We start from the raw sequence: 12541 nt of genomic DNA on the forward strand, positions 1-12541 counted from the left end.
AAGCCAGCTGTCAGTTCGAGCTGAGGAGGCTGCCGAGCAGAGCAGCCATCATCGAAAACGAAACGGCGCCCGGATCCGGGGTGCCGATCGACCGCTCGTTGAGGAAGCGGGCACGTCCCAGAGACGCCGTGATCGATGCCGTGGCCTCGGCCGCGGAGGCGGCGTCCTCCGCAGCCGCCGTGATGGCAGCCCCCGCCGGGGTCGGCTTCGCCTCGAGGGCCGATGCGAACGGCACCATGGCGTCCACCATCGTCTTGTCGCCGGGCTCAGCGCCGCCGAGCTCCCGCACCGCGGTCACACCAGCGAGAAGAGCCGGTGCGATCAACTCGTCCGTGATCGGTTCGGTGTCGGAGAACCGGCGCCCCGCAGCAGTGAGGAAAGCTCCCCACAAGGCGCCGGATGTGCCTCCACCATCAGCCGACCACCGAGCTCCTGCCTGCACGAGAACGGTTCGCGCGCCGGCACCCTGTTCCCGCGCTCGCCGAGCACCGGCTGCTGCGGCTCGAATGCCGATCACCATGCCGCTGCCGTGGTCGCCGTCGCCGGCGATCGCATCCATGCGGCCGAGCTCCTCCTCCTTGTCCTCCAGCAGGTCCTGGAGCGCGTCGAGCACGTCGACGACACGGCCAGCGCTCGCCCGGGAGTCCTCCGATGCCTCAGGGATCACTTGCTCTCCGACCTGGAAGACCTCCTCACGCGCTTCGCCCAGGGGGCCCTCGACTGCGCCGCCGCGACGGAGAGCCGGAGTGTCGACGGGATCCAGCCACAGCTGCTCCAGCTCGTCGTCCAGATGCATCAGGGTGAGGGAGAGCCCGGCCATGTCCAGGCTGGTGACATGCTCGCCGACCTCCGGGCGAACCACATCGAAGCCCCGCTCGGCCAGCAGTTCGCTGACGAAGCGCCACAGAACGAACAGTTCCTCGTACTTCACTCGGCCGAGGCCGTTCAGCAGAACCGCGACGCGCTTTCGGCCGTCGCACCCCTCAGGCATTTCCTTGGTCGCTCCGTCGACGAGGATGCGGGCAAGGGTCTTCGCATCGGGGCGTTCGATCTCGTCGATGCCCGGTTCTCCGTGGATGCCGAGACCGATCGCCATGCGTCCCTCTGGAACATGGAACAGTGCATCGGCCGCGCCGGGAAGGGTGCATCCATCGAATGCAACGCCCAGGGAGCGTGTTGCGTCGTTCGCCTTGGTGGCGATCCGCTCCGCTTCGTCGATATCGGCGCCGCGCTGGATCGCTGCGCCGACCGCCTTGAACACCACCAGGTCACCGGCGATGCCCCGCCGGTCACGATGATTCTCCGGCGAGTTGGAGGCAATGTCATCCGACACCTTCACAATGCGGACGTCGATGCCTTCGGCGCGCAGCTGCTCCGCAGCCACACCGAAGTGGAGGACGTCGCCCGCGTAGTTGCCGAAACCGAGGATGACTCCTCCGCCGTTCTCAGCATTCTTCGCGACTGAGAACACCTGCTCGCTGGAAGGCGAGGCAAAGATGTTGCCGCACGGCGCACCGTGGCCGAGGCCCGGCCCCACCCAGCCTGCAAACGCCGGATAGTGGCCGCTTCCACCACCGATCACCAGGGCCGGCTGGCCCTTCGGGGTCTGATGGCGGCGGACGACACCGCCATGGACCTGGAGAAGTTCGGCGGGATGGGCAGCGACCAGACCGGTCACTGCGTCCAGGGGAAACTCTTTGGGTTCTTGAACGACGTAGGTCAACGGATGGCCTCCTTGAAGGCGAGCAGATGGAAGAACGAATCAGGAGAGTTGCTGGCGGGCCGCGATCGGATCCTCACCGGCCGCCTCAGCCTCCGCTTCAGCAGCGAACTCGGCATCGCGGCGGGCGATGGCGGCTTCCTGATCAACACCGAGGAAGTACGTCATGACGAACGATGCGCAATACAGCAGGACGAACGCCCACACAACTCCGACATTGCCTCCGAAGGGGAGGACTACGGCGACAACGGCAGCGCCGAGGAACGTGGCTCCGCCCGCAGCAGTGGTGTACAGCGCCATCGCCGCACCGGTGTGCTCCGGTGCCTGAGCCGGCATGATGGCGCCGAGCGGCACGAAGCCGGCGAGCATGATGCCGAAAAGGCAGCTGGCCAGGACCGAGAGGACGTAGCCGCTGGTGGTACCGGGCTCCACCATGTGCGGGACGTACCACCAGGCCAGCAGGCCGATCGCCGAGCCGAGCACACCGAACCAACGGACGGTCTTCACCCAGCCGAAACGGTCGCCCACCCAGCCGAAGAAGGCGTTGAACAGAACGTTGGACCCGAACGCGATGGAGGTCATGAGCAGCCAGCGGGACTGCCCCCATCCGAGCTGGTCGGCGATCACGTTCGGCAGGATGATCAGCATGCCGAACTGCGGGGCGGTGTTGATGATCCGGACCCAGAAGGACAGGAACACCGGGCGGTCATGGAACGCGAGGGAGATCCCGGAGAACAGAACCTTGGCCGCGCCTGTGCCCTCCGGAGCCAGACGCATGTCTCCATGCGGTTCGCGCACGCCCCAATAGGCGAGCGCAAAGCCTGCCAGCACGACGAAGGTGGAGGCGAACATGGTCCAGGTCTCGCCGGCGTAGCCGCCGCCGAACGACGGGATCATCAGGATCGCCACCAGCGAACCGATCGTGGGCATGCCGCCGGTGAACATCACGTAGAACCACCCCACAGCGGCGCCGTTGCGGCGCTTGTCCACCACCGCGTTGATCCACACGAGGAACGCGAATGCGAAGAGGGGGAAGCCGAACCCGCGGAAGAAGTAGGTCAGGAACGTCAGCGCCCCAGATGCGAGGTGCAGACTGCCCAGGAACCCGAGTTCGAACACCACCCAGATCACGGTGCCGAGCAGCATGACCCGGCGAGGCCCCCACAGATCCGCGAGAACACCCGCCAGGTAGGAGCCGACCAGGGTGGCCAGGCTGTACGAAGTGACGATGGCGGCGGCCAGCTCGATGTGGCTGCGATTGCCGAATGCTTCAGCGATATGAGGGGAGACGAAGCTGGTCTCGATGCCGTTGCCGGTCATGAAGATCAGGACGCCCAGGAAGCCGAGGGCGAGGACGCGGGGGATCCCCACTCGGTCCAGGAAGGTCTCCTGGTGGACTGGTGTTGCGGTCATGAGGGAGCTTTCTGTCGACGTGTCAGAAGGGAGGAAGCGGCTCGTCAGAGCCCGGGGACGATCGAGACCTTGATCGAGGCACCGGCGGAGTCCGCCACCTGATCGAGGGCCGTCTGCACGTCGTCGAGGCCGTACTGGTGGGTGCAGATCTCATCAAGCGGCAGCACGCCGGATTCGATGATCTTGATCGCCTGCGGCCAGCAGTTCGGGCCGAGATGGGCACCGAGGACGTCGAGTTCCTTGTCGTCGGAGATGATCGACCAGTCCACCGACACGTCTTCGCCGAAGACCGAGTACTCCACGTAGGTACCGAGCTTGCGCAGCAGGTTGAGCCCCTGCCCCACAGCCGACGGGTGGCCCGTGCACTCGATGTAGACATCGGCGCCGTAGCCGCCGGTGAGCTCCTTGATCTTTGCCACCACATCGACCTCGCCCGGGTTGAGGGTGAGGTCCGCCCCGCACTTCTTCGCCAGTTCGAGCTTGGCGTTGTCGAAGTCGAGTGCGATGACCTGCTTGGGACTCTTGTGGGCAGCGCCGATGATCGCTCCGAGGCCGATCGGTCCGGCACCGGCGATGACCACGACGTCGTCGAAGGTCAGGTTCGCCCGCTCCACCGCGTGCAGGGAGCAGGACAGCGGCTCGGCGAAAGCAGCGTGGTGAGGGGGGATGGAGGAGTCGATGACGTGAGGGCGTGCGTTGGGAGGCACGATCATGTATTCGGCCATGCCGCCGTTATGGGCGCGAAAGCCCAGCATGTCGTGGGGACCGCACATCCAGTACCAGCCGCGCTGGCAGTACATGCACTCCTCGCAGGGGACGATCTGCTCGATCACGATTCGGTCGCCGACCTTCACCTGGTGGTGGCTCAGCGCTTCGTCCGATCCTTCGATCACGGTGCCGGCGATCTCATGGCCGGGAGTCACACCGTTGCTCACCCAACGGTCGCGGTTCTCATCGCCCCAGAACTTCGCTGCTCCGTGGTAGCACTTCAGGTCCGATGCGCAGACGCCGGTGGCCTCCACCTTGATCAGAAGCTCATCGGTTGCCGGCGTGGGGACCGCGATCTCCTCGAGGCGGTAGTCCTCGGGGCCGTGCATGACGACGGCCTTCATCGTTTCCGGTGTGGTCATCTCGTGGATCTCCTTTGATGTCAGATGCCAGCCGCAGTCCCGGCTGCGGTGGAACGTCGGTGTCCGGATTCATAGTAGCGGGCAGGTGACACTTGTCCGTAACAAATGTTACGACTACGCGCTCGGGCTGTGGTTGACTTCTGAGCAGAGAGTTCCGCTACTCGCCGACGAAGGGAGAGCCGGGTGCTGATCGGCACGAGTTGGAAGATGAACAAGACCATCGCCGACGCCCGGACCTGGGCGATGACGCTCGCTGCGGGCCTGCGCAATGCGGACTTCTCAGGTCTCACGCCGTTCGTGATCCCACCGGTGACAGCGCTGCACGCCGTCCGAGAGGAACTCACCGACTCACCGGTCGTCCTCGGCGTTCAGAACGCTCACTGGGAGGACTGCGGGGCATTCACCGGCGAGATCTCCCCACTGCAAGCCGCAGACGCCGGAGCCTCCATCGTCGAAATCGGACACTCCGAACGGCGCGCCCTCGGCGAGACCGACGAACAGATCCGCCTCAAAACCGCTGCTGCACTTCGCCACCGGCTGATACCGCTCGTGTGCATCGGAGAAGACTCTGCTGCCCAGCGCTCGGGCCGTTCCGGAGTGGTCATCACCGATCAAGCGGAATCTGCTCTTGCCGGACTCAGTCCGAAACAGCAGTCACGCGTTGTGATCGCCTATGAGCCGATCTGGGCGATCGGTGAGCAGGGCCGCGAACCCTCGGTTGACGAGCTCACCGATCAGATCAGCGAGCTCCGCAGTGCGCTAGGAGAGCGCGTTGCTGCCGTCATCTACGGCGGCTCTGTCAACACGTCCAACGCTCGTGACCTGCTCGGCATCCCCGGCATTGATGGGCTGTTCATCGGCCGCAGTGCTCTCGATGCCTCCGCATTCCTCGAGGTTCTGGCTATCGCGCAGGAATCCGTCGGCCGCCGACGAACACCCACCCTGGACCCCACAGATGTTCCCATGCCCTCACCGGGTGCGAACGACCCGAGCACACCCTCTCTCGAAAAAGGATGTCAACGATGAGACTGTGTACTGAGAATCTGCCGGAGATCGTCACTGAGGGAACCGCCGTGACCCCGTCGCGCACGATCACGGTTCCCGGCTATGACCGCTTAGGGCTGATAGCTGGAATCGTCCACTTCGGAGTCGGCGGATTCCATCGAGCCCATCAGGCCGTGTACCTCGATGACCTGCTCAAGCGCGGCGAAGCTCGGGACTTCGCGATCTGCGGTATGGGTGTGATGCCCGGAGATCGTCGAATGCGCGATGTTCTGCGCGACCAGGACTACCTTTACACCCTGCTGACCCGCCACCCGGACGGCACCGAAGACGTTCGCATCATCGGCTCAATCATCGACTACATCTGGGTGCCGGAGGACCTCCGCGCAGCCCTTGGCAAGCTCGCCGATCCATCCACTCGAATCGTCTCCCTCACCGTCACCGAGGGCGGTTACAACTTCAATCAGGTCACTGGCGAATATGACTTGGCGCAGCCCGCGGTTGCGGCCGATATTGAGAATCCGCACGAGCCATCGACCGTGTTCGGTCTGATTGTCGAAGCGCTGCGAATGCGTCGTGCAGCCGGCGTCGACCCGTTCACGGTGATGAGTTGTGACAACATTCAGGGCAACGGCGATCTGGCAAAGGCGATGTTCACCGCCCACGCAACTGCTGTGGACGAGGAGCTCGGGGCATGGATCAGTGCGAACGTCGCCTTCCCCAACTCCATGGTCGACCGCATTACCCCGGCCACTACCGAAGACGACGTCGCCTACGTGAGGGATCGGTTCGGGTACGACGACCAGTGGCCCGTCGTCACCGAGCATTTTCTCCAATGGGTTCTCGAGGACTGTTTCACCGGCCCCCGCCCGGCCTACGAGCACGTGGGAGTTCAGGTGGTGGATGACGTCACCCCATACGAGAAGCTCAAACTTCGTATGCTCAACGCCTCCCATCAGGGGCTCTGCTACTTCGGCCACCTCGCTGGCTACCACCTGGTGGATCAGGCCGTCTCGGATCCGCTGATCGCCGACTTCCTGCTGCGGTACATGCGTGAGGAGGCCATGCCCACCCTCGATGCACTGCCGGACACCGATGTGGAGGTCTACGCCCAGGAGCTTCTGCGTCGCTTCACCAATGCATCCGTCAAAGACACAGTGCCGCGGCTCTGTGCGGAATCTTCTGATCGGATCCCCAAGTGGCTTGTTCCCGTCATCCTGGACAACCTGCGCGGCGGCGGGCAGGTGAAACTGTCGGCTGCCATCGTCGCGAGCTGGGCGCGATACGCCGAGGGCACCGACGAGAACGGACAGCCCATCAGGATCATCGACAACGCCGAGTCACGGGTTCGTGCGAATGCGCAGGCGCAGCTGGGCGCTGATGAACTCGCGTTCCTGCGGGAGCCGGACTTCTTCGCCGGCCTGGCCGACGAGCCGCGCTTCACCGAGCCCTATCTCGAGACCCTACGCTCCCTGCACCAGATCGGTGCATCTCGAACCCTGCGCGCGATCCTTGCGCGGGACAAAGCCAAGGAGGACCCGAAGAATGACTGACCACACCTTCGCCGACCAGATCGTCATCGTCACCGGTGGTGCCAGTGGTATCGGCCTCGCGATCGCGGAGCATTTCGCAGCTCGCGGCGCACGTCTCGCGCTGATCGACCTCGCCTCCACCGTGGAGGAAGCGGCGAATTCCCTGCCTGGAGCCGGACACACCGGAATCCAGAAGGACCTCTCCGATCCGGCAGCCGCGACCGAGGTCGTCGACCGAGTCGTCTCCGAAATGGGCACACCGCATGTCCTCGTGAATTCCGCTGGTGTGGCGATCCTGGACCGCGCTCTCGACGTCACCCCTGACAGGTGGGCCACGACCATGCGCGTGAACCTAGACGCTTCGTTCTATATGGCCCAGGCCGCGGGGCGCGTGATGACCGAAGCAGGCTACGGACGCGTCATCTGCATGGCGAGCCAGGCCGCCGTGATCGCGCTGGACTCCCACGCCGCATACGCAGCCTCCAAGGGGGCGATCGTGAGCCTTGTGAAGGTGCTGGCCGCCGAGTGGGCACGCAGCGGCGTCACCGTCAATGCCGTCTCTCCGACCGTGATCGAGACACCGCTGGGAAAGAAGGCGTGGGCCGGGGAGAAGGGCGAACGAGCCCGGGCCGCGATCCCCGTGGGCCGATTCGGACAGCCCGAGGAAGTGGCGGCGATGGTCGCCTACCTTGCCGGGAAGGACGCTGCGATGGTGACCGGCACCAATATGCTGCTCGACGGCGGCAACACCATCGTGTGAGGAACGTGCTCAGCTCGACTCGATTCCGCCGTGCGGTCAGGCGTCGTCGCCCGCCACATCGATCACCGCTCGAGCGGTCCGGGCATCGGTGATCAGACAGTTGATCAGTCCGTTGCGCGCCGCGGCAAGGATCGAGGTCGCCTTGATCTCACCTCGAGCGATGCCGATGCGCTTCGGGACGCGGCGAAGCGTGTCGGCTCCGGTATGGACGAGATGGTCACTGCCTGGGAACTCGAGGATGCGGCCCTCATGATCGAAGAAGTTCAAGCTCACATCACCGACAGCGTGATCGAACATGGGGTTCTCCACAGGGATCACGCTGGTGACCGAATCACGAGCGCGCAGCGGCGCGCCGATGGCGAGGAGCGCCGCATCTGCCCGGCCCCACAGGGCCTGCACCTCCTGGAAGTCCGGTTCCTTGAGAAGAGTGCGCATGAGGGAACGGCTCGGCATCGCCGGAGCGTAGATCGGCACCGCGGTGGCGCCGGTCCGGCGCGCCATCATGCCGACGATCTCATTGGTCTGGAACCAGGGCTCCATCTCCCGCTGTCCGCCGACCGAGGGAACGAGCGTCACTCCGGGCAGCTTTGGGAACAGATCAGTCAGCACCACGGAGTACATGGTCTGCCCACTGGACAGCAGCACAACCGATTTTGGGGGCAGAGCCAGTTCGCGCAGCTCGGCGGCGAGCTCAGCAGCGAGCCCCCGCATCTCCAGATCGCTGTCCTCACCCATGAAGATGCGGACGTGCGCGAGGCCGAGGACGGTCGCGAGCTTCAGTTCAAGCGGTGCCTTGTCTCTGGCGAATGGGTCCACGATCTCGATGCGGACCAGGCCGATGCGCCGCGCCTCAGCGAGGTACTTCGAGATCAGGGGACGGGAGACTCCCATGTCCTTCGCGATGTCCGCTTGGGTGAGGGAGTGCTCGTAGTAGAGCGTTGCGGCTCGCAGCAGAGCCCGCAGGTCGTACCGCGTTTCGAGCACTGTTCCCCTTCCACCATGCCGCAGAGCGGCCCCCTGCCGTCGCCTCAGTGTAGGCGGATCCACGGCAACCGCAAGGTCACCTCCACCCGATCGATACTGTGGAGTCGCAGTCTCAGAAAGGCCCGTCATGGCACTCGTTCTCGGCATTGATTCATCGACCCAGTCCACCAAGGCACTCCTGGTGGACGCGGACAGCGGCCACGTCATCGAGGAGCGCCGTGCAGCCCATCCGGATTCCACGGAGGTCGATCCTCGGGTCTGGTCGGCTGTCATGGACGAAGTCATCGGACCGCTGATGCCCAGGGCAGATGCTGTCGCCGTCGGCGGCCAGCAGCATGGAATGGTCGCGCTGAACGCACAGGGGCTGCCAGTGCGCGACGCGCTGCTGTGGAACGACACCCGCAGCGCCGGAGCAGCCGACGACCTCATCTCTGAACTGGGTGGGCCCGCTGCTGCAGTCCGAGCAACTGGGTCGGTGCACGTCGCCTCGATCACGAGTACCAAGCTTCGGTGGGTGCGCGACAACGAGCCGGAAAACGCCTCCCGCATCGCCCGCGTGGTACTGCCTCATGACTGGCTGAATCACCATTTGGACGCAGCCGGAGGCTGGTTCACTGATCGTGGTGACGCGTCAGGGACGGGATACTTCTCGCCCGAACAGGACGACTGGGATCCGGAGCTGGCCGTGCATGCACTCGGGCGCGACTTCGCCCGCCCAACGATCGCGCACCACCCCAATGCGGTCGTGGGGGAGACGTCGACCGGGGCTGTGATCGCCCCCGGCACCGGCGACAACATGGCGGCAGCACTGGGCCTTGGGCTCGCTGAGGGCGACATGTCGGTCTCCGTCGGGACGTCGGGGGTGGCGGCGATGCGCGCCGATAGTGTTGCACGGGACGAAACCGGTGCGGTCAACGGCTTCGCAGATGCGACTGGACGGTGGCTGCCGCTCGCCTGCACGCTGAACGCCTCCCGGATTCTCGACTTCGGATGCATGATGCTCGGAGTCGATTACGACCAGCTGTCCGAGCTTGCACTGCGGTCCGTCCCTGGTGCACGCGGGGCGGTCTTCGTGCCTTATCTGGACGGTGAACGTGCACCGAACCGCCCGACGGCGACGGGCACTCTGCACGGACTGACCCGTCAGCATCGCCGTGAGGACATTGCCCGCGCCGTTGTGGAGGGGCTGCTGTGCTCCCTTGCGGATGCCGTCTCCTTCGTTGAAGCAGCGGCGGGACGCAGTGCCGATCGTCTGCTTCTGATCGGCGGCGGGTCGAAGTCTGCCGCTGTTCGGGAACTGGCTCCGATGGTCTTCGGATTGCCGATTCACGTGCCGGCGACCGCAGAGTACGTTGCGCTGGGCGCAGCGCGGCAGGCGGCCTGGGCGCTGTCCGGCGCCCAGGAGCCGCCCGTGTGGCAAGGGCCGGCACTCGCTCTGATGGAAGCTGACCATGCGCCAGAAGTCCTCGAACACTACCGAAAAGTGCGAGGATGAGCTGAGACTCTGCCCGCGCAAAGGAGCTCCTCATGACCGCCCAGCCGCCGCCCACCCAGCCGAACCAGTAGCCTGCCGACCAGCCGTCGTCCGCGTTCGACTTCTCCGGCTACCGTCTCACCTTCCCCGTCCTGCCGCGCAGCCTGCGCGAATTCCTCCCCGAGCCGGGCTGGTTCGGGAAGCTCTTCGCCGTCCGCCACATGCCGACGGAGGCCGCGATCAGCTACGTCACCAACCTGATCCTGCTGATCATCGGGCTCGTCATTGCCGCGCTGGTCATGCTGATCGGTGTGCCGGCTCTCCTCCTCGGCCTCCCGGCGATCGGTGCCGCTGGCCCTGCCGGCATCGGCTTTCTGCTGGTCGGCATTGTGATCATCGCGCTGGCCCTTCTGCTCAGCGTGGTCTCCGTGATCGCCCTGCTGAAGATCCGCGAACAGCAGAACTGGGCGCGCTGGCTGCTTCTCGCCACCACCCTGTTCAGCATCATCATGGACGCCACCCCCTCCTCGACGGAGACCGACCCGATCGTGGCCGGGGCGGCGACCGGCACCGGGGTCTTCACCACCCTGCTGACGCTCGTGCTGCTGGCCCTGCTGTTCCTGCCGCGCTCGAACGCGTGGTTCCAGGCCGCCGACGAGCAGAAGCGCGCCGACCGCGCCGGCCACCACGGGCCGACGGGACCCGCCCACTGACCCTGAGCCCGGCGGCGGGCCGGCACCCGTCGGCCCGTCGCCGCGGTCCATCACCCACGCAGCCCGGTCCACTGTGCCCGGAGTCATGCCCGCCCTCGCACCGCCCCTGACCTGCGGACTTCCGGCATGTGAGACACATGGACGGGACGAAGCTCCCCACGAATGGCCCACGGCACAAGCGCGGCGGTCTTCACGATAGGGTCACATGCGTTCACGAGGGCCGAGACGGCCCGCTCCCCAATCGAGAGGAGACTTCGTGTCTGACCTCACGTTCAAACTCATCGCGGTGGGATTGTACTTCCTCGCGATGATCGGCATCGGGTTCTACGCCTTCAGGAAGACCCGAAGCGGCGACGACTACATGCTCGGCGGCCGCAGCCTCAGCCCCTTCACCGCCGCGCTCTCCGCCGGCGCCTCCGACATGTCCGGCTGGCTGATGATGGGTCTGCCCGGTGCGCTGTACATGTCGGGCCTCGTCGAAGGGTGGATGGCGATCGGTCTGACCACCGGTGCCGCCCTCAACTGGATCTTCGTGGCCCCACGTCTGCGGCGCTTCACCGAAGTCGCCGGCGATTCCATCACCATCCCCAGCTACTTCGACAACCGCCTCGGCGACACGACCCGTCTCCTGCGCGTCGCCTCCGGCCTCGTCATCCTGGTGTTCTTCACCTTCTACGTGTCCTCCGGCATGGCAGCCGGCGGCAAGTTCTTCGTCTCCGCCTTCGGCGGCGAATACTGGATCGGCATGCTCCTCGTTGCCGGCATCACCCTGCTGTACACGATGTTCGGCGGCTTCCTCGGCGCCACCTACACTGACATGGTGCAGGGCCTGATCATGCTCGCCGCCCTCCTCATCGTGCCGACCCTCGCCATCGGCGCAGTCGGCGGCCCCGGCGCGATGTTCGAATCGGTCGGTCAGGTGAACCCGGACTTCGGCTCCCTCGTCACCGGCGCCACCGTCATCGGCGTCATCTCCTCCGCGGCGTGGGGCCTCGGCTACTTCGGCCAGCCGCACATCATCATCCGCTTCATGGCGCTGCGCTCCTCCAAGGACGCCCGCATGGGCACCGTCATCGGTGTCGGCTGGATGGTCCTGTGTGTGCTCGGCGTCATCGCCACCGCGATGGCCGGCATCGCCTACTTCCAGCAGAACCCGGACATGAGCCTCTCCGACCCGGAGAACGTGGTGCTGGACCTCGCCCAGATCATGATGCACCCGCTGCTGGCCGGCATCGTCCTCGCCGCCGTCCTGGCAGCCATCATGTCCACCATCTCCTCGCAGCTCGTGGTCACCTCCTCCGCCCTGGTGGAGGACCTCGTGGGCACCGGCGTGAAGCTGTCGGCGAACGCGAAGCTGTGGCTCGGCCGCATCGGCGTGCTCGTGATCGCCATCATCGGCGCCTACATCGCCCGCGACCCCGAGTCCACCATCCTCGGCCTCGTGGCGTTCGCCTGGGCCGGCTTCGGTGCCGCCTTCGGCCCGATCGTGCTGCTCTCCCTCTACTGGAAGCGACTGACCAACATCGGTGCCCTCGCCGGCATGGTGACCGGCGCCGTGGTGTCCTTCGTGTGGGGCAAGAGCAGCCAGGCCATCGACGCGGAGCAGACCACCAACGGCATCGCCAACCTCTGGGGCGCACTGCCGGAGCCGCTGTACGAGATCGTGCCCGGCTTCCTGCTGTGCCTCATCGTTGCGGTCGTCGTGTCATTGCTGACCAAGGCTCCGGGTCGCGAAGCCCTCGCCGGCTTCCGCCACATGGAGACCGCCACCACCGAGCGCGCCGCAGTGAAGGACTCCACCGCGGTGTGACCG

At 65.6% G+C, this 12541-nt stretch carries 10 protein-coding genes; 6 read left to right on the forward strand and 4 right to left on the reverse strand.

Annotated elements, in window-relative coordinates; genetic code table 11:
* Positions 1-10 precede the first annotated feature (10 nt).
* From FHX50_RS09290 to FHX50_RS09300, 3 genes are read right to left on the reverse strand one after another with little or no spacing between them, the layout of a single operon-like run.
* On the reverse strand, positions 11-1723 hold the full coding sequence (locus tag FHX50_RS09290; RefSeq protein ID WP_183376877.1) for a dihydroxyacetone kinase family protein: 1713 nt from the start codon (positions 1721-1723) through the stop codon (positions 11-13).
* A 39-nt stretch (positions 1724-1762) separates the two neighbouring features.
* Positions 1763-3133: an MFS transporter gene (locus FHX50_RS09295; protein WP_183376879.1), complete on the reverse strand. Its 1371-nt coding sequence runs from the start codon at positions 3131-3133 to the stop codon at positions 1763-1765.
* A 44-nt stretch (positions 3134-3177) separates the two neighbouring features.
* Complete coding sequence (locus tag FHX50_RS09300) at positions 3178-4263, reverse strand: zinc-binding dehydrogenase (protein WP_183376881.1); 1086 nt, start codon at positions 4261-4263, stop codon at positions 3178-3180.
* Positions 4264-4446: 183 nt separating this feature from the next.
* On the opposite strand from FHX50_RS09300, the gene FHX50_RS09305 reads away from it, so the two are divergent.
* Genes FHX50_RS09305 through FHX50_RS09315 form a run of 3 tightly spaced genes read left to right on the forward strand, consistent with a single transcriptional unit; the run spans position 4447 to position 7557 of the window.
* Positions 4447-5289, forward strand: a complete 843-nt coding sequence (locus FHX50_RS09305) for a triose-phosphate isomerase (protein WP_343064084.1) — start codon at positions 4447-4449, stop codon at positions 5287-5289.
* A complete protein-coding gene (locus FHX50_RS09310; protein WP_183376886.1) occupies positions 5277-6818 on the forward strand; it encodes a mannitol dehydrogenase family protein in 1542 nt (513 codons plus the stop codon). Before FHX50_RS09305 ends, FHX50_RS09310 begins: the two co-directional genes overlap by 13 nt.
* The gene (locus tag FHX50_RS09315) at positions 6811-7557 is read left to right on the forward strand and encodes a GolD/DthD family dehydrogenase (protein ID WP_183376888.1); all 747 of its coding nucleotides are present in this window, start codon (positions 6811-6813) and stop codon (positions 7555-7557) included. The genes FHX50_RS09310 and FHX50_RS09315 overlap by 8 nt, the downstream gene beginning before the upstream one ends.
* A 36-nt stretch (positions 7558-7593) precedes the next feature.
* Here FHX50_RS09315 and FHX50_RS09320 read toward each other — a convergent pair whose 3' ends face one another.
* Positions 7594-8541 (reverse strand): sugar-binding domain-containing protein, encoded by a 948-nt coding sequence (locus tag FHX50_RS09320; RefSeq protein ID WP_183376890.1) that lies wholly within the window; start codon positions 8539-8541, stop codon positions 7594-7596.
* A gap of 127 nt (positions 8542-8668) precedes the next feature.
* On the opposite strand from FHX50_RS09320, the gene xylB reads away from it, so the two are divergent.
* The 3 genes from xylB to putP all read left to right on the forward strand — a co-directional run bounded on the left by xylB (position 8669) and on the right by putP (position 12538).
* Complete coding sequence (gene xylB / locus FHX50_RS09325) at positions 8669-10036, forward strand: xylulokinase (RefSeq protein ID WP_183376892.1); 1368 nt, start codon at positions 8669-8671, stop codon at positions 10034-10036.
* A gap of 200 nt (positions 10037-10236) precedes the next feature.
* On the forward strand, positions 10237-10728 hold the full coding sequence (locus tag FHX50_RS09330) for a hypothetical protein (protein ID WP_183376894.1): 492 nt from the start codon (positions 10237-10239) through the stop codon (positions 10726-10728).
* Positions 10729-10984: 256 nt separating this feature from the next.
* Entirely contained in the window at positions 10985-12538 is a 1554-nt protein-coding gene (gene putP / locus FHX50_RS09335; protein WP_343064086.1) for a sodium/proline symporter PutP, read from the forward strand.
* Positions 12539-12541 lie beyond the last annotated feature (3 nt).

It is taken from the genome of Helcobacillus massiliensis, assembly GCF_014191425.1.
Taxonomy (GTDB): Bacteria; Actinomycetota; Actinomycetes; order Actinomycetales; family Dermabacteraceae; genus Helcobacillus; species Helcobacillus massiliensis.